Below are 26,016 nucleotides of genomic sequence, written 5' to 3' on the forward strand. Positions count from 1 at the left end.
CCCAAGCCGCCGCCCGCTTCGCGACCAGGACTCAAGGGAGACCCGCTGATGATTTTCGAAGGCAAAGCCCTTTCGGTGCGCGACGTGGAGGACGGCATCGCCGAACTTCGCTTCGACCTCCAAGGCGAATCGGTCAACAAGTTCAGCGCCATCACCCTGCGCGAATTCCGCCAGGCCGTGGATGCCCTGAAAGCCCACGCCGGCCTGCGCGGCGTCATCGTCACCAGCGGCAAGGACGTCTTCATCGTCGGCGCCGACATCACCGAATTCGTCGAGATGTTCGGCCGGCCGATCGAAGAGCTGCAGGCCGGTATCGCCGAGATCAACCGTATCTTCAACGATTTCGAAGACCTGCCGGTGCCCACCGTGGCCGCCGTGGGCGGCATCGCCCTGGGTGGCGGTTGCGAGATGACCCTGGCCGCCGACTACCGGGTGCTGAGCACCGCGGCGCGCATCGGCCTGCCGGAAGTCAAGCTGGGCATCTATCCGGGCTGGGGTGGCACCGTCCGCCTGCCGCGTCTGATCGGCAGCGACAACGCCATCGAGTGGATCGCGTCCGGCAAGGAAAACGACGCCGCCACCGCCCTCAAGGTTGGCGTGGCCGATGCCGTGGTCGCCCCCGAGCACCTGTTCGACGCCGCCCTGGACCTGGTCCGCCGCGCCGCCGCCGGCGAGCTGGACTACCGCGCCAAGCGCAAGCCCAAGCTGGAAAAGCTGCAGCTCAATGCCATCGAAGCCATGATGGCCTTCGAGTCGGCCAAGGGCTTCGTCGCCAGCCAGGCCGGTCCGCACTATCCGGCACCGCTGGAGGCCATCAAGGCCATCCAGAAGTCCGCCAACTACGGCCGCGACAAGGCGCTGGAAGTGGAAGGCGCCGGTTTCGCCAAGATGGCCCAGACCTCGGTCTCCGCCAGCCTGGTCGGCCTGTTCCTCAATGACCAGGCGCTCAAGCGCAAGGCCAAGGTGCTGGAAAAGCAGGCCGCGCCGGTCAAGCTGACCAGCGTGCTGGGCGCCGGCATCATGGGCGGCGGCATCGCTTACCAGTCCGCGCTCAAGGGCACGCCGATCCTGATGAAGGACATTCGCGACGAAGCCCTGGAACTGGGTCTGAGCGAAGCCAGCAAGCTGCTCAACAAGCGCGTCGAGAAGGGCCGCCTGGAGCCGGTGAAGATGGCCGAGGCGCTCAATCGCATCCGTCCGACGCTGTCCTATGGCGACTTCAAGAGCGTCGACCTGGTGGTCGAGGCCGTGGTCGAGAATCCCAGGGTCAAGCAGGCCGTGCTGGCGGAAGTGGAAGGTCAGGTGCGCGAGGACGCCATCCTCACTTCCAACACCTCCACCATCTCCATCAGCCTGCTGGCCCAGGCGCTCAAGCGTCCGGAAAACTTCTGCGGCATGCACTTCTTCAACCCGGTGCACATGATGCCCCTGGTCGAGGTGATCCGCGGCGAGAAGACCAGCGAAAAGGCCATCGCCACCACCGTGGCCTATGCCCGCCAGATGGGCAAGAACCCCATCGTGGTCAATGACTGCCCCGGCTTCCTGGTCAACCGCATCCTCTTCCCGTACTTCGGCGGCTTCGCCGCGCTGCTGGCCCAGGGCGCCGATTTCCAGCGCGTCGACCGGCTGATGGAGAAGTTCGGCTGGCCCATGGGCCCGGCCTACCTGATGGATGTGGTTGGCATGGATACCGCACACCACGCCCGCGACGTCATGGCCGAGGGCTTCCCCGAGCGCATGAAGGAAAGCCGCAAGACCGCGGTGGACGCCCTCTACGAAGCCCAGCGCTTGGGCCAGAAGAACGGCAAGGGCTTCTATGTCTACGAGACCGACAAGAAGGGTAAGCCGAAGAAGGTCGCCGATCCGGCCGTGGCCGAGGTGCTGGCACCGGTCACCTACGAGCAGCGTGAATTCACCGACGAGGAGATCGTCGAGCGAATGATGGTGCCGCTGTGCCTGGAAGCCGTGCGCTGCCTGGAAGACGGCATCGTCGAGAGCGCCGCCGAGGCCGACATGGGCCTGATCTACGGCATCGGCTTCCCACCCTTCCGTGGGGGCGCGCTGCGCTACATCGACAGCCTGGGCGTGGCCGAATTCGTCGCCATGGCCGACAAGTACGCCGACCTCGGGCCGCTGTACCACCCGACCCCCAAACTCCGCGAAATGGCCGCCGCTGGCCAACGCTTCTTCGGTTGAGCCTGGAGTAAAGAAATGAGTCTGAATCCGAGAGACGTCGTCATCGTCGACTTCGCCCGCACGCCCATGGGGCGTTCCAAGGGCGGCATGCACCGCAACACCCGCGCCGAGACCCTGTCCGCGCGGCTGATCGACGCGGTCCTCGACCGCAATCCCCAGGTCAATCCGGCCGAGGTGGAAGACGTGATCTGGGGCTGCGTCAACCAGACCCTGGAGCAGGGCTGGAACATCGCCCGCATGGCGTCGCTGCTGACCCGCATCCCGCACACCAGCGGCGCCCAGACGGTGAGTCGCCTGTGCGGCTCCTCCATGAGCGCCCTGCACACCGCCGCCCAGGCGATCCAGACCGGTAACGGCGACGTCTTCGTCGTCGGCGGGGTGGAGCACATGGGCCACGTCGGCATGATGCACGGCGTCGACCCGAATCCCCAGCTGTCGCTGCATGCCGCCAAGGCCTCCGGCATGATGGGCCTGACCGCCGAGATGCTGGGCAAGATGCACGGCATCACCCGCGAGGCTCAGGACCAGTTCGGCTACCGTTCCCACCAGCTGGCCTGGAAGGCTACCCAGAAAGGCAAGTTCAAGGACGAGATCATTCCCCTGGAAGGTCACGACGAGAACGGCTTCCTCAAGGTCTTCAGCCATGACGAGACCATCCGTCCGGAAACCACCCTCGAAGGGCTGGCGGCGCTGAAGCCGGCCTTCAACCCCAAGGGCGGTACCGTGACCGCCGGCACTTCCTCGCAGATCACCGACGGCGCCTCCTGCATGCTGGTCATGTCGGCCCAGCGCGCCCAGGACCTCGGCCTGCAGCCGCTGGCCCGGATCCGCGCCATGGCCGTGGCCGGCGTCGATCCGGCGATCATGGGCTACGGTCCGGTCCCGGCCTCGCAGAAGGCGCTCAAGCGCGCCGGTCTGACCATGGCCGACATCGATTTCATCGAGCTCAACGAAGCCTTCGCGGCCCAGGCCCTGCCAGTGCTCAAGGACCTCAAGGTACTCGACAAGATGGAGGAAAAGGTCAACCTGCATGGCGGTGCCATCGCCCTGGGTCACCCCTTCGGTTGCTCTGGCGCCAGAATTTCAGGCACGCTGTTAAATGTCATGAAACAGAATGACGGCACCTTCGGCCTGGCCACCATGTGCGTGGGTCTCGGCCAGGGCATCACCACGGTGTTCGAACGCCTGCGCTGATCCGCCGCAGCGTGCGTCATCCGACCGGGGCGCCCCCAGGGCTGCCCCGGTTTTCTTTTTTCGAGGTGGAACATGGCATTGCAGACGGGACTCTACCGGCACTACAAGGGGCAGCAGTATCGGGTACTGGGCGTGGCCCGGCATTCGGAGACCGAGGAAGAGCTGGTCATCTATCAGGCGCTGTACGGCGAATACGGACTCTGGGCCCGGCCTCTGAGCATGTTTCGCGAGAGCGTCCAGGTCGATGGCGAGCAGGTGCCGCGCTTCGCGCTGATCAGCGTCGAAGCCGATCCCTTGGGTCTGGATGCCACGCCGCAGCCTTGACCTCGCCGATATCGCCACTATATATAGCGGTGCCGCGTTGGCCGACCGCCCCCGGCGCACCAGACTGAAGACGTTCTGGTCCTCCATCCGCCGTTCCGGCGCTCGCCTTTCGCTCGCTCATCGCTTTCAAGCAGGAATCTGACTCTCCCATGGGTAAATCGCTGGTCATCGTGGAATCCCCGGCCAAGGCCAAGACCATCAACAAGTATCTGGGCAACCAGTACGTGGTGAAGTCGAGCATCGGCCACATCCGCGACCTTCCCACCAGCGGCGCCGGCACCGCCAAGGAGCCCGCCGCCAAGACACGCAAGACCGCCGCCGAGGCGCCCGCGCTGTCACCCAAGGAAAAGGCCCGGCGCCAGTTGTTCGCCCGCATGGGCGTCGATCCGGAGCACGGCTGGAAGGCGCACTACGAGATCCTGCCCGGCAAGGAAAAGGTGATCGAAGAGCTGCGCCGCCTGGCCAAGGACGCCGACACCGTCTATCTCGCAACCGACTTGGACCGCGAAGGGGAGGCCATCGCCTGGCACCTGCGGGAAGCCATCGGTGGCGATGACTCGCGCTACAAGCGCGTGGTCTTCAACGAGATCACCAAGAAGGCCATCCAGGAAGCCTTCTCCCAGCCCGGCGAGCTGGACATCAATCGCGTCAACGCCCAGCAGGCGCGTCGCTTCCTCGACCGCGTGGTCGGCTACATGGTCTCGCCGCTGCTATGGTCGAAGATCGCCCGTGGCCTGTCCGCCGGTCGGGTGCAGTCCGTCGCGGTCAAGCTGGTGGTGGAACGCGAACGCGAGATCCGCGCCTTCGTCCCCGAGGAATACTGGGAGATCCACGCTGACCTCGCCACGCCGAAAAAGGCCCAGGTGCGTTTCGAAGTGGTGCGCGAGAAGGGCGAAGCCTTCAAGCCGCTGAACGAAGCCCAGGCCAAGGCTGCCCTGACCAAGCTGGAAAAGGCCGCCTATCGCATCGCCAAGCGCGAAGACAAGCCGACCAGCAGCCGGCCCTCGGCACCCTTCATCACCTCCACCCTGCAGCAGGCGGCGAGCAATCGCCTGGGCTTCGGGGTGAAGAAGACCATGATGATGGCCCAGCGTCTCTATGAGGCCGGCTACATCACCTACATGCGTACCGACTCGACCAACCTGTCGGGCGATGCCATCGCCATGGCCCGCGGCTACATCGAGAGCGAATTCGGCAAGCAGTACCTGCCGGAAAAGGCCAATGTCTACGGCAGCCGCGAAGGCGCCCAGGAAGCGCACGAGGCCATCCGCCCGTCCGATGTCAACGTCAAGCCCAACAGCCTGTCGGCCATGGAGCGTGATGCCGAGCGCCTGTACGAACTGATCTGGCGCCAGTTCCTGGCCTGCCAGATGCCGCCGGCCGAGTACCTGTCCACCACGGTGACCGCCGCGGCGGGTGACTTCGAGCTGCGTGCCCGCGGTCGCATCCTCAAGTTCGATGGCTACACCCGCGTCCTGCCGCAACAGAGCAAGCCGGGCGACGACGACGTCCTGCCCGAGATGAAGCAGGGCGAGGACCTCGGCCTGGTCAAGCTCGACCCGAGCCAGCACTTCACCAAGCCGCCGGCCCGCTTCTCGGAAGCCAGCCTGGTCAAGGAGCTGGAGAAGCGCGGCATCGGCCGACCCTCCACCTACGCGGCCATCATTTCCACCATCCAGGATCGTGGCTACGTGACGGTGCACAACCGCCGTTTCTATGCCGAGAAGATGGGCGACATCGTCACCGATCGCCTCAACGAAAGCTTTGCCAACCTGATGGACTTCAGCTTCACCGCCAACATGGAAGGCAACCTGGACAACGTTGCCCAGGGCGAGCGGGACTGGAAGAACCTGCTCGACGAATTCTATGGCGACTTCAAGCAGAAGCTGGAAACCGCCGAGGCCGGCGAGAAGGGCATGAGGGCCAACCAGCCCACCCTGACCGACATTCCCTGCCAGGTCTGCGGCCGGCCGATGATGATCCGCACCGCGTCCACCGGGGTCTTCCTCGGCTGCTCGGGCTATGCCCTGCCGCCCAAGGAACGCTGCAAGGCCACCATCAACCTGGTGCCGGGCGACGAGATCGCCGAAGACGACGAGGGGGAATCCGAGTCCCTGGTCCTGCGCGGCAAGCACCGTTGCCCCATCTGCAGCACCGCGATGGATGCCTATCTGATCGACGAGCACCGCAAGCTGCACGTCTGCGGCAACAACCCGGACTGCCCGGGCTACGAGATCGAAGAGGGCAGCTATCGCATCAAGGGCTACGAGGGCCCGTCGCTGGAATGCGACAAGTGCGGCAGCGAGATGCAGCTCAAGACCGGGCGCTTCGGCAAGTTCTTCGGCTGCACCAATCCGGCCTGCAAGAACACCCGCAAGCTGCTCAAGAATGGCGAGCCGGCCCCGCCGAAGATGGACGCCGTGCCCATGCCCGAGCTGCGTTGCGAGAAGGTCGACGACACCTATGTGCTGCGCGATGGCGCTTCGGGCCTGTTCCTGGCCGCCAGCGGCTTCCCGAAGAATCGCGAGACTCGCGCGCCGTTGGTCAGCGAATTGCTGCCCCATCGCGACGAGATCGATCCCAAGTACCATTATCTGCTCAGTGCCCCGGTGAAGGATTCCGAAGGCCGCCCGGCGGTGATCCGCTTCAGCCGCAAGACCAAGGAGCAGTACGTGCAGACCGAGGTCGAGGGCAAGCCCACCGGCTGGAAAGCCTTCTACGATGGCAAGAAGTGGCAGGTGGAAGAAAAGCGCTAGGACCTCTGGCGCTATCGGCAGACAGGAGGCCGGCGTGAGCCGGCTCAAGGAGAGGGGCATGGCCAACGAGCGTTATACCCGCACCAACCAGAAGCTGTACTTCGCCGGTCTGGCCCAGGAAAGCTGGCGCCTGGCTCAGGCTGCGCCCGCCGCGCAAAGCCAGGGCCGGATCATGGCCGAGCGGGAAGCCTGCCTGTTTCACCTGCACGGCGCCTTGCTGGGACTCTGTCAGGAAGTGGCGGGCTTTTACCGCCATCCCACCATGGAGGCCACTTCTCTCGCGGTTCTGCTCGCCCCCGAGGCGCTCAATGAAGCGCCCAGTCCGGAAATGGGCGAGTTGATCGAGTTGGCTGGTAACCCCGAAACCTGGCTGGCGCGACTGATCGCCGAATACCAGCGACTGCTGCAACCGCCCCAGGCACCACGGCGACCCAAGCAGGACCCGACCCTGCCGCTGATCGAGGCGGTCAGCCTGGAGCCGGCCGAGCCGGAGTTGGGTCTCGAAGAGGTGGAAGCCTGGCGTGAAAACCTCAAGCAGACCGCGCTCAGATTCCGTGGTGCCATGACCGAGTGGTAGGCCCGTTACACTAGCAACCTATCCAAGGCTGTCAGGATGCTGGCCTTGCAGACCGTCGAAAAAGGCTCGGGCAAGTCAGCCTCTCAGACCCCACGCTGTTACACTGTCCGCTTAGCTGTGGAGATACTGAATGACTACTGCCTACCTGGAAATCGTTGAACTCTCCGATGGTCGCATCGTGTTGCGCCGTGCGGACGACGAGGAAGCCCTCGTTACCCTGGAGTTTTCCAGCGATGCCAAGGATTTCCTGCATGGACAGCAGATAGAAGTGGCCAAGGCCATGTTCAACCTGGGTGTGCAGATGGCCGGGCGCTTGGCCGAAGGCGACAGCCTCCAGCGCGACGATCAACCGCGCGTCCTGCACTGATTTTCCGCCTGATCCGGCATTCCGCCCTGGAATGCCGCCGCCACACCCCGTCCTGCCGCCTGCTTCCTAAGCGAATCTGACGTTCAGACTCTGGCTGTTGCCCTGGGCCGCGGCACGTGCCAGCTGCTGCTTGCCCGCATCGCTCAGGTCGTGCAGCCAGCTGATCACCGTATGGCTCTGCCCCTTGCGCAGCACCTCGCAGGCCAGTTGCAGCGTCTTGGCAGCGCTCGGCGTCTGCAGCAGGAGCACGCGCTCCGGATTCAGGTGGGTGCTGCGCAACCAGGCGTTGCTAAGCAGCGAGGGCGGGGTGACCAGGGTCAGCCAGCGGGCATCGTCCTTGTCGCTCAACTGGCGCAGGATGGGCGCCAGCAACTGCAGGCACTGTTCCTGGCTACCGTGCAGGGACATCTCGCTGAAGGTGTCCGGCAGCGGAGCGGCGGGCAGTTCCCGGGCCGGCTTGCCGGGCTTGGGCAGAAAGGCGGTCAGCTCCTGCAGCAGGAACTCCGGTGCCAGATCCAGCTCTTGAACCGACGAGCGCGGCGCATCGAACATCAGGGGAAATTGCATGGCGACCTCCTGGAGGCGACTCGATCAAATCCACTCGAGATCATGTACCACGGATACATGACGTCACTGTGCTCAGCCTGGTCTTGAGCGCTTTCCGGAGCGCGAACAGATACCCCCGATCAAGACTTCGGCGTAAGGCATAAGGCGTGATAACGGCTGGCCCGGGGGCCAGCCTTAGACGTTAGCGGCGGATGACGCCAACGCTTAACCCTTCGATGGCGAATTCCTGGGTGGAAAGATCGACTTCGATAGGGGAGAACTCGGGATTTTCCGCCAGCAGGGTGACCTGGTTGCCCGAGCGCTTGAATCTCTTCACGGTGACCTCGTCGCCCACCCGGGCCACGACGATCTGGCCGTTGTGCACTTCACGGGTCACATGGACGGCCAGCAGGTCGCCATCGAGGATGCCGACGTCTCTCATGCTCATGCCCTTGACCTTGAGCAGGTAGTCGGCACGCGGCTGGAAGAAGGCCGGGTTGATGGCGCAGTTTTCCTCGACGTTCTGTTCGGCCAGGATGGGGGCGCCCGCGGCGACCCGACCGATGACCGGCAGGCTCTCGTCGGCCTTGCGCGAGGTATCCAGACCCGGGATGCGGATGCCCCGGGAGGCGCCCGGCGTCATCTCGATGGCACCCTTGCGGGCCAGGGCCTTGAGGTGCTCCTCGGCCGCATTCGGCGATTTGAAACCAAGCTCCTGCGCGATCTCCGCGCGGGTAGGCGGAAAGCCATTGGCTTCGAGGCAACGCTTGATGAAGGCCAGGATCTCGGCTTGTCGCGGTGTCAGTTTCAGCATGATGCACGTCGCGTCGTCTAATGATGCTGTGATTATATACAGTAACTCCAGGTGGTAGGCAAGGCCACCGACCTCGACTTCGGACGACAGGCCGGAATCGGGACCAAAAGCCCGCAGATGGCGGAATCACTGGGCTTCCAGGCCATTGGCTGGAGGCTTGTGGCGGAGCCGCGATTGACTTCGATAGCGTTTGAAACATATGTTTCAAACGGAACTCATCTATCGAGGAAGGTCATGGCGCAGTCGGATACCGTGGAGCGCATTCTGGATGCGGCCGAGCAACTGTTCGCCGAGCGCGGCTTTGCCGAGACCTCGCTGCGACTCATCACCACCAGAGCGGGAGTCAACCTGGCGGCGGTCAATTATCACTTCGGTTCCAAGAAGGCCCTGATCCAGGCGGTGTTCTCGCGCTTTCTCGATCCCTTCTGCTTCAACCTGGAGCGGGATCTGGATCAGTGGCAGCCCAGGAATGGCGAGGAGGTGAGCCTGGAGGCGCTGCTGAATCTGCTGGTGGATCACTCCCTGGCCATCAAGCCACGGCATGGCAACGACCTCTCGGTGTTCATGCGGCTGTTGGGCCTGGCGTTCAGCCAGAGCCAGGGCCACCTGCGCAAATACCTGGAGCAGACCTATGGCCGCGCCTTCCGCCGCTTCCTGCTGCTGGTGAACCGGGCCGTTCCCGAGATTCCTCCCCTGGAACTGTTCTGGCGCGCCCACTTCATGCTCGGCGCAGCCGTGTTCAGCATGTCCGGCATCAAGGCGCTGCGGGCCATTGGCGAGAACGATTTCGGTGTCGATACCCACACCGACCAGGTGCTGCGGCTGATGGTGCCCTTTCTCGCCACCGGCATGCGGGCGCCCACGGCGATGCACGCACCGGAGCTGGCCCAGGCCCAGTACCGGCCGCGGCGGCCGGTCGCCGTGGAGACGGCCGAGACCTACTAGGCTGCGGCATCGAGGGTGGCTGGGGTAAGCTTGCGTCCCTTTCACGGCGCCGTGCGCCGGAGCATTCGGACGAGGTATCCATGCAAGGCTCCCTGATGGTCGATATCGCTGGCACCTGGCTCACCGCCGAGGATCGCCAGCTGCTGCGCCAGCCGGAGGTGGGCGGACTGATCCTGTTCGCCCGCAACATCGAAACCCCGGGCCAGGTTCGCGAGCTGTGCCGTGCCATCCGCGCGCTGCGGCCGGAACTGCTGCTGGCCGTGGACCAGGAAGGGGGACGCGTTCAGCGCCTGCGCCGCGACGTGGTGCGGCTGCCGGCCATGGGGCAGCTGGGCGGTCGCGCGGACAGCGCGGAATTGGCCCGACTCTGCGGCTGGCTGATGGCGACCGAGATCCTGGCGGTAGGGCTGGACTTCAGCTTCGCCCCGGTGCTGGACGTCGATCATGGGCGCAGCCAGGTCATAGGCGCACGCTCCTTCGGCGATGCCGAGCAGGTGATCGAACTGGGTGGCGCCTTCATCGCCGGCATGGGCGACGCCGGTATGGCCGCCACCGGCAAGCACTTCCCCGGGCATGGCTGGGCCGAAGCCGATTCCCACTATGCCATTCCCACCGACGAGCGCGATCTGGACACTCTGCTGCGGACCGACCTGCGTCCGTTCCAGGCCCTGTTGCCAGCGTTGGGCGCCGTGATGCCCGCTCACGTCATCTATCCCGCGGTGGATCCCCAGCCAGCCGGCTTTTCCCGGCGCTGGCTGCAGGACATCCTGCGTGGCGAGCTGGATTATCAGGGCGTGATCTTCAGTGACGACCTGTCGATGGCTGGCGCCCACGTCGCGGGCGATGCCGGCCAGCGCGTCGAGGCCGCGCTCGGCGCCGGCTGCGACATGGGACTGGTATGCAACGACCGCGCAGCGGCCGAGCTGGCCCTGACCCGGGTGCAACGGCTGGGCATTTCGCCCGCGCCACGCCTGGCCAGCATGAGGGCCCGCCGCCACGTCGATCTCGATTACCGGCAGCAACCGCAGTGGAGTCTCGCCCTGCGGCGGCTGCGCCAGGCTGAACTCATCTAAGAGTCTATTCAAAGCCTGCTGCGCGTCGGCCAAACCGCGTTAAAAACGCCCTGGATCGCCAGCCGCGCCTGGGCGGCCCCGTCGCAATGCTCATTTACCACACGTAAACTCGCACGCGAGCCCGGTCGAGCGCGAGTCCGATCCGCTTCCTCAGGCATTTTCGCCTTGTTCGTCTCTAGCTCGCGAGCCTTTGAACAGGCTCTAAGGACATTCTCATGACCACCTACGCCATCATCGGCGGTACCGGCCTCACCGCGCTCGCCGGCCTCGAGCTGGACCAGGCCCGGACCTTCGAAACCCCCTGGGGTGCGCCTTCGGCGCCCGTGCAGCGCGGCCACTATGCCGGGCGCGAGGTGCTGTTCCTGGCGCGCCACGGCCATCCCCATCGCATCCCGCCGCATCAGGTCAACTACCGCGCCAACCTCTGGGCGCTCAGGGAGGCCGGTGCCGAGGCCGTCGTCGCAGTGAACGCCGTGGGCGGTATCCATGCCGCCATGGGCAGTGGCCATCTGTGCGTGCCTCATCAACTGGTGGATTACACCTGGGGGCGCGGCCATACCTTCTTCGAAGGGGCCGACCTTGCGCACGTCACCCACATCGACTTCAGCTTTCCCTACGATGAGACCCTGCGGCAGCGTCTGCTCGGCGCACTGCGCAAACTGCAGCTGCCGCACAGCGACCATGGCGTCTATGCCGCGACCCAGGGACCGCGCCTGGAGACGGCGGGGGAGATCGTTCGGCTGGAGCGCGACGGCTGCGACATCGTAGGCATGACCGGGATGCCGGAAGCGGCGCTGGCCCGCGAACTGGGCCTGCCCTATGCCTGCCTGGCGCTGGTGGTGAATCCGGCGGCCGGCAAGGTGCAGCGGGAAATCACCATGGCCGAGATCGAAGCCGTCCTGGCCAGCGGCATCGACGAGGTGCGCCAGGTGCTGGCCGAGGTGCTGGCGGGCTGACAGCACCCGAGCCGCTCCCGGGGTTACCCGGGCGCGGCTCTTCGATCAGCTGGCGGCGGGCGTCAGGCGATCGAACAGGGCTTCCAGGACGTTGAAGCGCTCTTCCGCCCGCTCCATCGGTACCTGGAACTTGAACAGGGTCGCGCCCTCCAGCCGATATTTCTTCGGCTGCGCCTGGATCATCTTCACCAGCACCAGCGGATCCACCTGGGTATCGACGGCGAATTCCAACCGTCCGCCCTGGGGCCCGGCATCCACCTTGACGATGCCCAGGCCTTCCGCACGCAGCTTGAGCAGCGTCAGGCGCACCAGATTCTTGGTCGGTTCCGGCAGGAGTCCGAAGCGATCGATCATCTCTACCTGCAATTCCTTGAGGGCGTCTTCGTCCGCCGCCGAGGCGATGCGCTTGTAGAGGATCAGCCGCGCATGGACATCGGGCAGGTAGTCTTCCGGGATCAGCGCGGGCACGCGCATGTTGATGTCCGGGCCGCCGCCCAGGGGTTGCTCCAGGTTAGGTTGCTCGCCCTTGCGAATGGCCTTGACCGCCCGCTCCAGCATTTCCATGTAGAGGGTGAAGCCAACCGCCTGGATCTGGCCGCTCTGGCCTTCGCCGAGCAGTTCGCCAGCGCCGCGGATCTCCAGGTCGTGGGTCGCCAGGATGAAACCGGCCCCCAGGTCCTGGGCGCCGGCGATGGCTTCCAGGCGCTTTTCGGCGTCCGGGGTCATGCCCTTGCGCGGCGGCGTGAGCAGATAGGCATAGGCCTGGTGGTGACTGCGGCCGACGCGGCCACGCAGCTGGTGCAGCTGGGCCAGGCCGAACTTGTCGGCGCGCTCGATGATGATGGTATTAGCGCTGGGCACGTCGATGCCGGTCTCGATGATGGTCGAGGCCACCAGAACGTTGAATCTCTTGTGGTAGAAGTCGCTCATCACCTGTTCGAGATCGCGTTCGCGCATCTGCCCGTGGCCGATGCCGACGCGGGCCTCGGGCACCAGTTCGGCCAGTTCGCGGGCGCGCTTCTCGATGGTCTTGACCTCGTTGTGCAGGAAATACACCTGGCCGCCGCGCAGCAATTCGCGCAGCAGGGCTTCCTTGATCACCGCGTTCTGCTCCTCCATGACGAAGGTACGCACCGAGAGGCGCCGCGCGGGCGGCGTGGCGATGATGGACAGGTCGCGCATGCCGGCCACTGCCATGTTCAGGGTGCGTGGAATCGGCGTGGCGGTGAGGGTCAGGATGTCCACCTCGCTGCGCAGCGACTTGAGCTGTTCCTTCTGGCGCACCCCGAAGCGGTGTTCCTCGTCGATGATGGCCAGGCCCAGGTCCTTGAACTTCACATCGCCCTGCAGCAGCTTGTGGGTGCCGATGATGATGTCGATCTTGCCGTCGGCCAGCTCGCGCGCGGCGGCGGCGACTTCCTGGGCCGACTTGAAGCGGCTCATCACCTCGACGCGTACCGGCCAGTCGGCGAAGCGATCGCGGAAGCTGTTGTAGTGCTGCTGGGCGAGCAGGGTGGTGGGGACCAGCACCGCCACCTGGCGTCCACCGTGCACGGCGATGAAGGCCGCGCGCATGGCCACCTCGGTCTTGCCGAAGCCCACGTCGCCGCAGACCAGGCGATCCATGGGCGTGCCCGCCAGCATGTCCCGGTGCACCGCCTCGATGGCGGCCTGCTGGTCCGGCGTCTCCTCGAAGGGGAAGCCGGCGGAGAAGGTGGCGTAGTCCGCCGCCGGATCCTTGAAGGCATAGCCCTTGCGCGCGGCGCGGCGGGCATAGATGTCGAGCAGCTCGGCAGCCACGTCGCGGACCTGTTCGGCGGCCTTGCGCTTGGCCTTCTGCCAGGTCTCGGAACCCAGCTTGTGCAGCGGCGCCAGGGCATCGTCGGTGCCCGAATAGCGGGCGATCAGGTGCAGGTTGGCCACCGGCACATAGAGCTTGGCGTCGTCGGCGTATTCGAGCAGCAGGAATTCCTGGGGCTGGTCGTCCAGCTCCAGGGTGATCAGGCCCATGTAGCGGCCCACGCCATGATCGATGTGCACCACCGGCGCGCCTTCGCGCAGCTCGGTGAGGTTCTTGATGACGTTCTCGCCGGCGTCGCGGCCCTTCTCGCGACGGCGGCGCTGCATGATGCGCTGGCCGAACAGCGGATTTTCCGGAATCAGGGCGACGCCGGCGTCATCCAGCACCAGGCCTTCGTCCAGCGGCGCCAGGGCGATGGCGATGCGCTCGGCGCTGGCCTGGAAGGCTGCCCAGCCTTCGACCTGGCCAGGGCGCAGGTTCAGGCGGGCCAGCAGCTCCAGCAGCACCTCGCGGCGACCGGCGCTTTCCGCGGTGAACAGCACGCGACCAGGAAAATCGGTGATGAAGTGCTCCAGGGCCGCCAGCGGCTGGCTGGCCTTGGCGTCGATGGCCAGGTCCGGCAAGGCGCGTGCGGCGAAGCGCTCGCGGCCCACGCCGGACTCCAGATCGTCCGCACCGATGACCACCCGTGGCCAGGCCTTCAGCCGGGCGAAGCAGTCTTCCACCGGCAGGAAGACATCGGCCGGCGGTAGCAAGGGTCGTTCCGGATCGACCCGGCGGTCTTCATAGCGATTACGGACATCGGTCCAGAATTGCTCGGCGGCCTGTTCGATACCGGGTAGCGAAAACACCTGGGTGTTGGCCGGCAGATAGTCGAAGAGGGTCGAGGTCTCGTCGAAGAACAGCGGCAGGTAGTACTCGATGCCTGCCGGGGTGATGCCGCTGGCCAGATCCTTATAGATGGGGCAGCGGCGATAGTCCACGTCGAATCTTTCGCGAAACCGCGCACGAAAGCCGGTCACTGCCTCTTTATGCAGCGGGAATTCCCGCGCCGGCAAGAGGCGGATGCTGTCGACCTTGTCGATGGATCTCTGCGTCTCCGGATCGAAGGTGCGCAGCGTCTCGATCTCGTCGTCGAACAGGTCGATCCGGTAGGGCAGGTTGCTGCCCATGGGAAAGAGGTCGATCAGGGCGCCGCGCACGGCGAACTCGCCGTGTTCGTACACCGTATCCACATATCGGTAGCCGGCCGCTTCCAGGCGCGCACGGGTGGCTTCCACGTCCAGCCGCTGGCCGACGTCCAGCACCAGGCTGCTGCCGAGCAGGAAACGGGTGGGCGCCAGGCGGTGTAGGGCGGTCGCCAGAGGGACTACCAAAATGCCGTGGGAGAGCTCCGGCAGCCGATAAAGGGTGGCGACGCGCTGGGAGATGATGTCCTGGTGCGGCGAGAAGACATCGTAGGGCAACGTCTCCCAATCGGGAAAATTCAGCACCGGCAATTCGGGGGCGAAGAAGCGCAGTTCCTGCTCCAGGCGATCGGCGGTCTGGCTGTCCTGGGTAATCAGCAGGGTGAAGCGGCGTGTCGCGGCCTTGGCGGCTTCAGCGATGGCGAGGGCTAGCGCGGCGCCGGGCAGGTTGCCCCACTGCTGGCGGCCGGCGGTTTCAGGAATTGACGGGGTACGCAAAACTGACACGCGGGCGGAACTCCGGTGGATTTCGGGAGGGTTGGGATTGTAACGACCGGGCTTTCGCGCTGTCAGTGCAGCGACGCGCGTAGATTGCCTGGGACAGGCAGCGCGGTCATAATGTAGTTCCTTTTTTCAGCTCCTACATAGGGAAGGATTTGTCGTGAGTCAGAAGCCTGAGCAGTGCCTTGAAGAATGGATCGATCGCGAAGCGCTCGCCGAGGCCATGATTCCCCTGATTGGTCAGCTGTACCGTAACAACAATGTTGTGACCTCCATTTACGGTCGCGGTTTGGTCAACCGTTCGGTGATCTCCATTCTCAAGGCCCACCGGTTCGCTCGCCAGATCGACAACGTCGAGCTGTCCGTGCAGGACACCTACCCGCTGGTGAAGGCCCTGAGCGAGCTGGAACTGGGCGCCGCCTCCATCGACCTCGCCCGCCTGAGCCTGAAGTTCAAGGCCGAAGGCGCCGGTCGCGACCTCAAGGACTTCCTGCGCAGCGAGCTGTCCGCCGTGGTCGGCAAGCAGGGCGTCGAGCAGCGCAAGGGCAAGGACGTCGTACTCTACGGCTTCGGTCGCATCGGCCGCCTGCTGGCGCGCATCCTCATCGAGCACCAGGGTAGCGGCGACGGCCTGCGTCTGCGCGCCATCGTCGTGCGCAAGGGCGCCGACAACGATCTGGTCAAGCGTGCCAGCCTGCTGCGTCGCGATTCCGTGCACGGTTCCTTCGACGGCACCATCACCGTCGACGAAGCCAATAGCACCCTGTGTGCCAACGGCACCCTGATCAAGGTCATCTACTCCAACGATCCCACCACCGTCGACTACACCCAGTACGGCATCCAGGATGCCATCGTGGTCGACAACACCGGCAAGTGGCGCGATGCCGAAGGCCTGGGCCAGCACCTCAAGTGCAAGGGCGTTTCCCGCGTGGTGCTGACCGCACCCGGCAAGGGCAGCCTGAAGAACATCGTGCATGGCATCAACCATGACACCATCACCGCCGAAGACACCATCGTCACCGCGGCCTCCTGCACCACCAACGCCATCGTGCCGATCCTGAAGGCGGTCAACGACAAGTACGGCATCGTCAACGGTCACGTCGAGACCGTGCACTCGTACACCAACGACCAGAACCTGATCGACAACTTCCACAAGGGCGATCGCCGTGGCCGCAGCGCCGCGCTGAACATGGTCATCACCGAGACCGGGGCCGCCAAGGCCGTGGCCAAGGCACTGCCGGAGCTGGCTGGCAAGCTGACCGGCAACGCCATCCGCGTGCCGACGCCCAACGTCTCCATGGCGATCCTCAACCTGAACCTGGAAAACGCCACCAGCAAGGACGAGATCAACGAGTACCTGCGCGAGATGGCGCTGCATTCGCCGCTGCACAAGCAGATCGACTTCGTGAACTCGCCGGAAGTGGTGTCCAGCGACTTCGTCGGCTCCCGTCATGCGGGTGTGGTCGATGCCGGTGCCACCATCGTCAGCGACAACCGCGTCGTCCTCTATGTCTGGTACGACAACGAGTTCGGCTACAGCTGCCAGGTCGTGCGGGTGCTGGAAGAGATGGCGGGTGTCAATCCGCCGGCCTTCCCGGCCTGAGTCTTGCGTCCTAGGCAAGGCTGACTTGCAAGAAAAAACGGGAGCCCGCGTGGCTCCCGTTTTCGTTTTGACCGGGTTTTGCGCCACAATAGCGACCCGTGACAAGAGGTCGCAGCCCCATGGGGCGATCTCGCGCCGGATCCGGCCTCTCGCGAGGCGGTCCGGCTCCAGCCGTCGCCTGCGGACGGCTAACCTTCTGAGGAGAAAGCATGGCGGTCTATAGCTACGACGTGGTGGTACTGGGTTCGGGACCGGCAGGCGAGGGCGCGGCGATGAACGCCGCCAAGAATGGCCGTCGCGTGGCGGTGGTGGACAATCGCCAGGTGGTCGGCGGCAACTGCACCCACCTGGGTACCATTCCCTCCAAGGCGCTGCGCCATTCGGTCAAGCAGATCATCCAGTTCAACACCAACGAGATGTTCCGCTCCATCGGCGAGCCGCGCTGGTTCTCCTTTCCCGACGTGCTGCGCAGTGCCGAGCGGGTGATCGCCCGGCAGGTGTCGTCCCGTACCGGCTACTACGCGCGCAATCGTGTCGACCTGTTCTTCGGCACCGCCAGCTTCGCCGACGAGAACACCATCGAGATCGTCAACCTGCGCGGCGACCTGGAGCGCCTGGTGGCCAAGCAGGTCGTCATCGCCACCGGCTCGCGGCCCTATCGCCCGGTGGACGTGGACTTCAGCCATCCGCGCATCTACGACAGCGACACCATCCTGTCGCTGACCCATACTCCGCGCCGGCTGATCATCTACGGCGCCGGGGTGATCGGCAGCGAATACGCCTCCATCTTCAGCGGCCTCGGTGTGCTGGTGGATCTGATCGACAATCGCGACCAGCTGCTCAGCTTCCTCGACGACGAGATCTCCGACGCCCTGAGCTATCACCTGCAGAACAACAATGTGCTCATTCGTCACAACGAGGAATACGAGCGCATCGAAGGCCAGGAGAACGGCGTCATCCTGCACCTGAAGTCCGGCAAGAAGCTGCGTGCCGATGCCTTGCTGTGGTGCAACGGCCGGACCGGCAACACCGATCAGCTGGGCCTGCAGAACGTGGGTATCTCGGTCAATAGCCGGGGCCAGGTCACCGTCGACGAGAATTACCGGACCTCGGTCGCCAACATTTACGCGGCGGGCGACGTCATCGGCTGGCCGAGCCTGGCCAGTGCCGCCTACGACCAGGGGCGTTCGGCCTCGGACAACATCCTGCACGACAACAACGGGCGGGTGGTCAACGACATTCCCACCGGCATCTACACCATTCCCGAGATCAGTTCGCTGGGCAAGACCGAGCGCGAGCTGACCCAGGAAAAGGTGCCCTACGAGGTCGGCAAGGCCTTCTTCAAGAGCATGGCGCGGGCGCAGATTTCCGGCGAGCCGGTGGGCATGCTGAAGATCCTCTTCCACCGCGAGACCCTGCAGGTGCTGGGCGTGCACTGCTTCGGCGACCAGGCGTCGGAGATCCTGCACATCGGCCAGGCGATCATGAACCAGGAAGGCGAGGCGAACAGCATCCGCTATTTCGTCAACACCACCTTCAATTACCCGACCATGGCCGAGGCCTACCGGGTCGCGGCCTTCGATGGCTTGAACCGGTTGTTCTGAGTCGGCTCACATCGCGGCCATGGCCGTCTGCTAACTCCCTCTCCCTGTGGGAGAGGGTTGGGGTGAGGGCGCTTGCTGCAGCAAACGCTCAGTGGAAAAGGCTGCGCCGTTTTCCACGCTACGGATCTGCGTCGGCTCATATCGCGGCCATGGCGGTCCGCCGATGCGGCCGCTCCTACGGTAACGTTCGTGCTTGTAGGAGCGGCCCATGGCCGCGATGGCCGATAGATTTGGCTTTCGTAGGTTGGGTTGAGCGCAGCGAAGCCCAATACGTCCCGGGCTTCGACCAGCGTCTACCCCAACGTCCGTCGCGCCAGACTCGGAAAATCCGTGATCAGGCTGTCCGCGCCGAAATCGGCCAGGCGGCGCATCAGGCTGGCGTCGTTCACCGTCCAGACCGAGACATGCAGGCCCTGGCGCTGAGCCTTGAGCAGCCGCTCCGGGGTGCACAGCGTCCAGTTCAGCGCCAGCAGGTGGCAGTCGTAGTGAGCGGCCACCTTGAGCGGATCCAGCCAGGCGTATTCCGCCACCAGCCCACGCGCCAGCTGTGGGGTGTCGCGCTGCAGGGCGCGCAGGACCTCGCGCGAGGCGCTGGTCACGGTGATCCTGTCCTGCAGGCCGAATTCCTCGACCAGCTGGGCGATGGCCCTGACGGTCTGCGCCGCCCGCACCCGCGAGGCGCTCTTCACCTCCAGCTGCCAGTGTTCGAAGGAGCACTTCTCGAACAGCTCGCGCAGGGTCGGGATGGGGCAGGGGCGCGGCCAGACCGGCCCCCCCTGGCGCGCATCCAGGGCAACCAGATCGGCGACGGCCTTTTCGCTGACCTTGCCGCCACGCCCGGTGGTGCGTTTCAGGGTCGGGTCGTGGATCACCACCAGCTCGCCGTCCCGGGAGAGGTGCAGGTCCAGCTCGCAGCGCCTGACGCCCAGTTCCAGGCACAGCTCGAAACCGGCCAGGGTGTTTTCCGGGGCTTCGCCGCGGGCGCCGCGGTGTCCGTAAATAAGGGTCATGAGGGCTCCTTGGCGCTAGGGTGAGGGGACCGGGCGTCGCGGTTCACGGACCGCGTCCAGCACCCGATCATTTTCGAAATAGACGCTGAAATCTCTGTAGTCCCAGCGGCGGATGGCTGGCCGACCGACCGGTGGGTGCTCCTGATCGGGCAGGCCGAAGCGCTCCAGGACCTGGCTGCGACTGTCGCCGCGCAAGGGCAGCGGGGTGCCGGCATCGCCCTGCTGGCCCAGCGGGGTCTGCAGGGTCTCGGCCCAGCCGGGCAGGGTGGCGCCGAGCAACAGGACCGCCAGCCAGGGGCGTTTCACGCCTCGTCTCCGCGGTCGGCGCGGCGCACCCGCGCCTGCTGACGCAGGACGTGGCGCGCCAGCAGCTGGCGTTGGGCGTCTTCCAGCTCGATGAAGCTGGTGCCGATCTCGTACCCGCCCTTGACGGCCTGGCAACCGGTCACCTCGGCCAGCACCTGCAGGCCCAGGCCCTGGGGCGGCAGCGCCATGCGCAGATCGAGTCGGGTGCCCAGGGCATAGGGCTCGGCATCGACGAAGGCCAGGCCCCCTTCGGACAGCACCACGTCGCGGGTGGCACCGCTGTCGTGCAGGAGATTCCAGGTAAAGGCCTGGCCGAGCAGGTCCAGGCGCTTGTGCACCAGGCGCAGGCAGGCAGTGACGGCGCGGTCGCGCTCGTCCAGATTGCGCAGCAGGTGACGGGATTCGAATTCCAGCTGATGCAGTTCGCTCAGGAGTGCGAACAGCGGCGCGGTCTCGCCGGGGACCCCGTCGGCAGGGCTGATTTGCAGTGCGATACGGTCGGTGATGCGATAGTATTCCCGCCGTTCACGCGCGTCTGGGGTGGTCATGTCGGGCCGCTCCGTGGGTGATGGCCCCGAGTGTAGCCGGCGAGCCGGCACGGTGTCGCCGTCCAACCCGCAGGGCGCCTACGTCTTTCCGCCGTGCAAGCGAGCCTATGTTCAGACCCCTGCCGATCTACCTTGGCCTGCGTTACGTCCGCGCCAAGCGCCGCAACCATTTCGTCTCCTTCATCTCGCTCACCTCCATGATCGGCCTGGCCCTCGGCGTGGTCGTGATGATCGTGGTGCTGTCGGTCATGAACGGCTTCGACCGCGAGATGCGCGATCGCGTCCTCGGCATGATTCCCCATGCGACGGTCGAGTCCTACCAGCCGGTCAACGACTGGCGCAGCGTGCGCGAGTTGGCGCTGCAGAACAGCCAGGTGGCCGCGGTGGCGCCCTTCACCCAGTTGCAGGGCATGCTGGCCCACGACAAGGCGGTGCAGACGGTATTGCTCAACGCCATCGATCCGGCCGAAGAGCCCAAGGTCTCGATCATCCCCAGCTTCATGCGTGAGGGCCGGCTCGACGACCTCAAGCCGGGTGAATTCGGCATCATCATCGGCTCCCTGGCGGCCGAGAAACTGGACGTCAAGGTCGGCGACAAGCTCACTTACATCGCCCCGGAAGTGGCCGTGACGCCGGCCGGCATGTTTCCACGCATGAAGAGATTCACCGTGGTGGGCATCTTCAGCGTCGGCGCCGGCGAGCTGGACGGCTCGGTGGGCCTGATCGACATCGAGGACGCCGCGCGCCTGCAGCGCTGGCCGGCCACGGCGGTCCAGGGCGTGCGCCTCAAGCTGCACGACCTGTTCCAGGCGCCGGACGTGTCCTGGAACATCGCCCGCCAACTGCCCGGCAACGACTGGTACGCTCGTGACTGGACCCGCACCCACGGCAATCTCTACCAGGCCATCGGCATGGAAAAGACCATGATCGGCCTGCTGCTGCTGCTGATCGTCGCCGTGGCCGCCTTCAACATCGTCTCCACCCTGGTGATGGTGGTGACCGACAAGAAATCCGACATCGCCATCCTGCGCACCCTGGGCGCCACGCCCCGCCAGATCATGGCGGTGTTCATGGTCCAGGGGACCTTCATCGGCGTCATCGGCACCGCCATCGGCTGCCTGCTGGGCGTGCTCGCCGCGCTCAACGTCAGCGCCGCGCTGGCCTGGGTGCAGCGGGTCACCGGGCACCAGTTTCTCAACGCCGAGGTGTACTTCATCGACTACCTGCCGGCGCAGCTGCAGCTGCACGACGTACTGCTGGTCTGCGGCGCGTCCTTCGCCCTGAGCTTCCTGGCCACGCTCTATCCCTCCTGGAGCGCCGCCCGTACCCAACCCGCCGAGGCCCTGCGTTATGAATGATCGAGCCGTTTTGCGTTGCCAGGACCTGGGCAAGCGCTACGAGGAAGGCCCCCAGACCGTCGAGGTGCTGAGCAACGTCCAGCTGACCCTGCAGCCGGGCGAGCGCGTGTCCATCGTCGGCAGTTCGGGGTCGGGCAAGACCACCCTGCTAAACCTGCTCGGCGGCCTGGATACCCCCAGCAGCGGCAGTGTCTGGCTCGACGGCGAAGAGCTGTCGGCGCTGAACGAGAAGGCCCGCGGCCTCCTGCGCAATCGCGCCATGGGCTTCGTCTACCAGTTCCATCACCTGCTGCCCGAATTCAGCGCCCTGGAAAACGTCTGCATGCCCCTGCTGATCGGCAAGGCCTCCATCGGCGAGGCCCGCGACCGCGCGGCCAAGCTGCTGGAACGGGTCGGCCTCGGTCATCGTCTGGGCCACAAGCCGGCCGAGCTTTCCGGTGGCGAGCGCCAGCGCGTGGCCATCGCCCGCGCCCTGGTCAACCAGCCCAAGCTGGTGCTGCTCGACGAACCCACCGGCAACCTCGACCAGCACACCGCCCACGGCATCCAGGACCTGATGCTGGAGCTGTCCACCTCGCTGCGTACCGCCTTCCTGGTGGTGACCCACGACCAGGCGCTGGCTGGCCAGATGGACCGGATGCTGCGCCTGGACGAAGGCCATCTGGTCGACGCCACGCCGGCCCGACAGGTCTGAGGTCGTCATGTTCAGACCGCTTTCGCTGTTCATCGGCCTGAGATACACCCGCGCCAAGCGGCGCAGGTCGTTCATCTCCTTCTTCTCGCTGGTCTCCATGTTCGGCCTGGCCCTGGGCGTGCTGGCCATGATCCTGGTGCTGTCGGTGATGAACGGCTTCCAGGAGGAAATGCGCGGCCGCATCCTCGGCATGGTGCCCCATGCCTTCATCAGCGCCGCCCAGCCGCTGGACGACTGGCGCCCGCTGGCGGCCAAGGCCGAGCAGCAGCCCCATGTGCTGGCGGCGGTGCCCTATACCCAGTTGCAGGGCATGCTCTCGGTACGTGGGCGCATGCAGCCGCTGCTGGTGGACGGCATCGATCCGGCCCAGGAAAAGCGCGTGTCCATCGTCGGCGAGCGCATGACCCAGGGCAGTCTCGACGCCCTCAAGCCCGGCGAATTCGGCATCGTCCTGGGCGAGATCGCCGCGCGGCGCTTCCAGCTGGAGCTGGGCAGCCAGGTCACGGTGATCATCCCCGAGGTCGGTGCCACCGGCAGCATCACCCCGCGACTGCGGCGCTTCACCGTGGTCGGCACCTTCAAGGTGGGCGCCGAGCTGGATGCCTCCCTGGCGCTGATCAATGTCGCCGATGCCGCGCCGCTCAAGGGCTGGCAGCCGGGGCAGGTGGAAAGCATCCGCCTGGCGCTGGACGATCTCTTCCAGGCGCCGCGCATCTCCCGCGAGGTGGCCAAGGCCCTGGGCGACGGCTACCAGGCGCGTGACTGGACGATCTCCCAGGGCAGCCTGTTCCAGGCCATGCAGATGGAAAAGACCATGATCGGCCTGCTGCTGCTGCTGATCGTGGCGGTGGCCGCCTTCAACATCATCGCCACCCTGATCATGGTGGTGGCCGACAAGAAGGCCGACATCGCCATCCTGCGTACCCTGGGCGCCACGCCCGGGCAGATCATGGCGGTGTTCATGGTGCAGGGTACGGTGATCGGTCTGGTCGGTACCCTGATCGGCGGCGTGCTGGGCGTCATCGCGGCGCTCAACGTCAGCAACTGGATCGCCGCCCTGGAGCGCCTGGTCGGCCACAAGCTGTTCGGCGGCGACATGTACTTCATCAGCAACCTGCCGTCGCGGCTGGAGCTGGAAGACGTGGTGCTGATCGCCGTGGCCGCCCTGAGCATGAGTTTCCTGGCGACCCTCTATCCCGCCTGGCGCGCCTCGCGCACCTCACCGGCCGAAGCCCTGCGCTACGACTGATCCGCTGTCGGGCCAGGCGGACCTTACGCCCTGGCCCTGGCACTTCTGTGTTCCAACTGCTCTAATCCGCGCATCTGAAGCCCTGCTGGTTCTCCACGGATGGAGTCCTGATGCGTGCCGCTCTGCTTGCCTTCGCCTTGGGTGTGCTGCTCCTGCGCGCCTTTCCTGCGCTGCCGTCACTGCCCCTGCTGGCGGCTCTCGCCACGGTCGCCATCGTGCTGCTGGGCACCCGTTTCTTCGTGCTCGGCGCCTGCGGGCTCGGCCTGGCCTGGGCGCTGCTCGCTGCGCATTGGGCCCTGGCGGATCGCCTGGATCCGGCGCTGGAGCAGCGGGTATTGTGGATCGAGGGTCAGGTGAGCGGGCTACCCGCGGTGGATGCCGACTCGGTGGGCTTCGTGCTCAGTGGCGCGACCAGTCGCCGCGACGTCAAACTGCCCGCGCACATCCGGCTGAACTGGCACGGCGGTCCTCGCCCCCTGGCCGGCGAACGCTGGCGCCTGGCCGCGGAACTGCGCGGCCCCGCGGGCCTGGCCAATCCCCTGGGCCAGGATCGCGAAGCCTGGCTGATCGCCCAGGGCATAGGCGCCACCGGCAGCGTCAAGGATGGCCAGCGTCTGGTCGCGGCCAGTGGCCTGGCGACCTGGCGCGACGGCATCCGGCAATACCTGCAGACGCGGGATCCAGCCGGGCAGGGCGAGCTGCTCGCCGCCCTGGTGGTGGGCGACGGCTCGGGCATCACCGATGCCCAGTGGCAGCTGTTCCAGGACACCGGCACCGTGCATCTGATGGTGATCTCCGGGCAGCACATCGGCCTGATCGCCCTCGGCGTCTATGCCGGGGTGGTCATCCTGGCGCGCCGCGGCTACTGGCCGAGTCGACTCCCCTGGCGGCTATCCGCCGCCGTGCTGACCGTGGCCACCGCGCTGGGTTACGGACTGCTGGCCGGTTTCGAGGTGCCGGTGCAGCGCGCCTGCGTCATGGTCACCCTGGGGCTGCTCTGGCAACTGGGGCGCCAGCAGGTCCGGCTGGCGGACGCCGTGTTGCTGGCCCTGGTGCTGGTCCTGGCCGCCAATCCCCTGGTCAGCCTGCTGCCTGGCTTCTGGTTGTCCTTTGGCGCCGTAATGTTGCTGCTGTGGAGCTTCGCGGGTCGCCTGGGGCAACTGCCCTGGTGGGTCACCCTGGGGCGGGCCCAGTGGTGCATGGCCCTGGGCCTGGCGCCGCTGCTGCTGGCGCTGGGCCTGCCACTGAGTATGAGCGGTCCCGTGGCCAACGCCGTCGCCGTGCCGCTGATGGACATGGCGGTCGTGCCGCTGGCGTTGGTGGGGACCCTGCTGTCCCTGCTGTGGTCGCCGCTGGGCGATCCCGCGCTGCTGCTGGCCGGTGGCTTGCTGCAGGGACTGCTCTGGCTGCTGGGCGGATTGGCGCACCTTGCCGCGGCCTGGCAGCCTGTACTCGCGCCGGCCTGGGCGCTGTGGCTGGCGGGACTCGGGGCGTTGCTGGCTCTGCTGCCGGCGGGCGTGCCGCTGCGCGGCTTCGGCGCACTGCTGATGTTGCCCGGGCTGTTTCCTCTGGCGCCTGTACCAGCGGAGGGGCTGGCGCGGATCACCTTGCTGGACGTCGGTCAGGGCCTGGCCGTGCTGGTACGTACCCGGCAGCATGCGCTGCTTTACGATGCCGGTCCGCGCCAGGGCAGCTACGACAGCGGCGCCCGGGTCGTCCTGCCCAACCTGAAGGCTGCTGGCATCGGCGCCCTGGATATCATGTTGCTCAGCCATGCCGATGCCGATCACGCTGGCGGTGCGCCGGCCGTGGCCCGGGGCTTGCCAGCAGGCCGGGTGCTCAGCGGTGAGGCAGGTAGGTTGAAACCGGAATTGCATGCCCAAGACTGTGCAGACGGCGCCCATTGGCAATGGAACGAGGTCGACTTCACCACCTGGTGGCATCCTGACGCGGATTCCAACGCCTCCTCCTGTGTACTCAGCGTCGAGGCCAGGGGCGAGCGCCTGCTGCTGACCGGCGATATCGATGCCCGCCGTGAAGCCGAGCTGGTGGCCAGTGGCGTGTTTCTGGCCGCGGAATGGCTGGTCGCTCCCCATCATGGCAGTCGCAGCGGCTCCAGCGCCCCCTTCATCGACGCCGTCCAGCCGCGCGGTGTGCTGATCTCCCGTGGGCTGAACAATCGCTATGGCCATCCGCATCCGCAGGTGATGCAGCGCTATCACGAACGTGGCGTGCTGCCCTACGACACCGCCGAGCTGGGCGCCCTGAGCTGGACCCTGGGGCGCTGGGAGGCGCCGCGTGGTCAGCGCCAAGCGCGTCACTGGTGGCGGACAGCGCCGCCGACACCCTGAGCGCCGGTTCAGGGTCGAGCCCCTGAACCGGCGCTCAGGCGTTCGTGCTAGAGTGG

General features: G+C 65.9%; 21 protein-coding genes. 15 read left to right on the forward strand and 6 right to left on the reverse strand.

What is annotated here, in order from left to right; genetic code table 11:
• Nucleotides 1–48 precede the first annotated feature (48 nt).
• The 6 genes from fadB (at nt 49) to EC839_RS00285 (ending at nt 7,414) form a co-directional block, all read left to right on the forward strand.
• Nucleotides 49–2,196, forward strand: coding sequence for a fatty acid oxidation complex subunit alpha FadB (gene fadB / locus EC839_RS00260; protein ID WP_132831731.1), 2,148 nt, complete (start codon nt 49–51; stop codon nt 2,194–2,196).
• 15 nt (nt 2,197–2,211) lie between these two features.
• The gene (fadA, locus tag EC839_RS00265; protein WP_132831732.1) at nt 2,212–3,390 is read left to right on the forward strand and encodes an acetyl-CoA C-acyltransferase FadA; all 1,179 of its coding nucleotides are present in this window, start codon (nt 2,212–2,214) and stop codon (nt 3,388–3,390) included.
• Nucleotides 3,391–3,462: 72 nt separating this feature from the next.
• A complete protein-coding gene (locus tag EC839_RS00270; RefSeq protein WP_027598370.1) occupies nt 3,463–3,714 on the forward strand; it encodes a DUF1653 domain-containing protein in 252 nt (83 codons plus the stop codon).
• Between the two features lie 149 nt (nt 3,715–3,863).
• Nucleotides 3,864–6,470 carry a type I DNA topoisomerase gene (gene topA / locus EC839_RS00275; RefSeq protein WP_132831733.1) on the forward strand — a complete coding sequence of 869 codons (2,607 nt, stop codon included), beginning with the start codon at nt 3,864–3,866 and terminating at the stop codon, nt 6,468–6,470.
• 58 nt (nt 6,471–6,528) lie between these two features.
• Complete coding sequence (locus tag EC839_RS00280; protein ID WP_132831734.1) at nt 6,529–7,047, forward strand: DUF6586 family protein; 519 nt, start codon at nt 6,529–6,531, stop codon at nt 7,045–7,047.
• Nucleotides 7,048–7,177: 130 nt separating this feature from the next.
• On the forward strand, nt 7,178–7,414 hold the full coding sequence (locus tag EC839_RS00285; protein ID WP_007162387.1) for a hypothetical protein: 237 nt from the start codon (nt 7,178–7,180) through the stop codon (nt 7,412–7,414).
• 66 nt (nt 7,415–7,480) lie between these two features.
• On the opposite strand, the gene sulA is transcribed toward EC839_RS00285, so the two are convergent.
• The gene (gene sulA, locus EC839_RS00290; protein WP_007162388.1) at nt 7,481–7,981 is read right to left on the reverse strand and encodes an SOS-induced cell division inhibitor SulA; all 501 of its coding nucleotides are present in this window, start codon (nt 7,979–7,981) and stop codon (nt 7,481–7,483) included.
• A 181-nt stretch (nt 7,982–8,162) separates the two neighbouring features.
• Nucleotides 8,163–8,774, reverse strand: coding sequence for a transcriptional repressor LexA (lexA, locus tag EC839_RS00295; protein WP_007162389.1), 612 nt, complete (start codon nt 8,772–8,774; stop codon nt 8,163–8,165).
• Nucleotides 8,775–9,008: 234 nt separating this feature from the next.
• Between lexA and EC839_RS00300 the strand changes: the two genes are divergently transcribed.
• The 3 genes from EC839_RS00300 (at nt 9,009) to EC839_RS00310 (ending at nt 11,748) form a co-directional block, all read left to right on the forward strand.
• On the forward strand, nt 9,009–9,719 hold the full coding sequence (locus EC839_RS00300) for a TetR/AcrR family transcriptional regulator (RefSeq protein WP_007162390.1): 711 nt from the start codon (nt 9,009–9,011) through the stop codon (nt 9,717–9,719).
• A gap of 80 nt (nt 9,720–9,799) precedes the next feature.
• Nucleotides 9,800–10,792, forward strand: a complete 993-nt coding sequence (nagZ, locus tag EC839_RS00305) for a beta-N-acetylhexosaminidase (protein ID WP_132831735.1) — start codon at nt 9,800–9,802, stop codon at nt 10,790–10,792.
• A 215-nt stretch (nt 10,793–11,007) separates the two neighbouring features.
• Entirely contained in the window at nt 11,008–11,748 is a 741-nt protein-coding gene (locus EC839_RS00310) for an S-methyl-5'-thioinosine phosphorylase (protein ID WP_132831736.1), read from the forward strand.
• Between the two features lie 45 nt (nt 11,749–11,793).
• On the opposite strand, the gene mfd is transcribed toward EC839_RS00310, so the two are convergent.
• The gene (gene mfd / locus EC839_RS00315) at nt 11,794–15,243 is read right to left on the reverse strand and encodes a transcription-repair coupling factor (RefSeq protein ID WP_132831737.1); all 3,450 of its coding nucleotides are present in this window, start codon (nt 15,241–15,243) and stop codon (nt 11,794–11,796) included.
• Nucleotides 15,244–15,397: 154 nt separating this feature from the next.
• Here mfd and EC839_RS00320 point away from each other — a divergent pair, with 154 nt between their 5' ends.
• Nucleotides 15,398–16,840, forward strand: a complete 1,443-nt coding sequence (locus EC839_RS00320; RefSeq protein WP_007162394.1) for a glyceraldehyde-3-phosphate dehydrogenase — start codon at nt 15,398–15,400, stop codon at nt 16,838–16,840.
• A gap of 209 nt (nt 16,841–17,049) precedes the next feature.
• Entirely contained in the window at nt 17,050–18,444 is a 1,395-nt protein-coding gene (sthA, locus tag EC839_RS00325) for a Si-specific NAD(P)(+) transhydrogenase (protein WP_132831738.1), read from the forward strand.
• Nucleotides 18,445–18,737: 293 nt separating this feature from the next.
• On the opposite strand, the gene EC839_RS00330 is transcribed toward sthA, so the two are convergent.
• Genes EC839_RS00330 through EC839_RS00340 form a run of 3 tightly spaced genes read right to left on the reverse strand, consistent with a single transcriptional unit; the run spans nt 18,738 to nt 20,308 of the window.
• On the reverse strand, nt 18,738–19,454 hold the full coding sequence (locus EC839_RS00330) for a glycerophosphodiester phosphodiesterase (protein WP_132831739.1): 717 nt from the start codon (nt 19,452–19,454) through the stop codon (nt 18,738–18,740).
• Nucleotides 19,455–19,469: 15 nt separating this feature from the next.
• Nucleotides 19,470–19,760: a phosphodiesterase gene (locus EC839_RS00335; RefSeq protein WP_132831740.1), complete on the reverse strand. Its 291-nt coding sequence runs from the start codon at nt 19,758–19,760 to the stop codon at nt 19,470–19,472.
• Nucleotides 19,757–20,308, reverse strand: a complete 552-nt coding sequence (locus EC839_RS00340; protein ID WP_132831741.1) for a PilZ domain-containing protein — start codon at nt 20,306–20,308, stop codon at nt 19,757–19,759. Before EC839_RS00340 ends, EC839_RS00335 begins: the two co-directional genes overlap by 4 nt.
• A 107-nt stretch (nt 20,309–20,415) precedes the next feature.
• Here EC839_RS00340 and EC839_RS00345 point away from each other — a divergent pair, with 107 nt between their 5' ends.
• The 4 genes from EC839_RS00345 (at nt 20,416) to EC839_RS00360 (ending at nt 25,960) form a co-directional block, all read left to right on the forward strand.
• The gene (locus tag EC839_RS00345; protein WP_132831742.1) at nt 20,416–21,666 is read left to right on the forward strand and encodes a lipoprotein-releasing ABC transporter permease subunit; all 1,251 of its coding nucleotides are present in this window, start codon (nt 20,416–20,418) and stop codon (nt 21,664–21,666) included.
• Nucleotides 21,659–22,360, forward strand: coding sequence for a lipoprotein-releasing ABC transporter ATP-binding protein LolD (lolD, locus tag EC839_RS00350; RefSeq protein WP_132831743.1), 702 nt, complete (start codon nt 21,659–21,661; stop codon nt 22,358–22,360). Before EC839_RS00345 ends, lolD begins: the two co-directional genes overlap by 8 nt.
• A gap of 7 nt (nt 22,361–22,367) precedes the next feature.
• A complete protein-coding gene (locus EC839_RS00355; protein ID WP_132831744.1) occupies nt 22,368–23,609 on the forward strand; it encodes a lipoprotein-releasing ABC transporter permease subunit in 1,242 nt (413 codons plus the stop codon).
• Nucleotides 23,610–23,719: 110 nt separating this feature from the next.
• Nucleotides 23,720–25,960 carry a DNA internalization-related competence protein ComEC/Rec2 gene (locus EC839_RS00360; protein ID WP_132831745.1) on the forward strand — a complete coding sequence of 747 codons (2,241 nt, stop codon included), beginning with the start codon at nt 23,720–23,722 and terminating at the stop codon, nt 25,958–25,960.
• Nucleotides 25,961–26,016 lie beyond the last annotated feature (56 nt).

The sequence above is a fragment of the Pseudomonas sp. JUb52 genome (genome assembly GCF_004341115.1).
GTDB classification, from domain to species: Bacteria; Pseudomonadota; Gammaproteobacteria; order Pseudomonadales; family Pseudomonadaceae; genus Chryseomonas; species Chryseomonas oryzihabitans.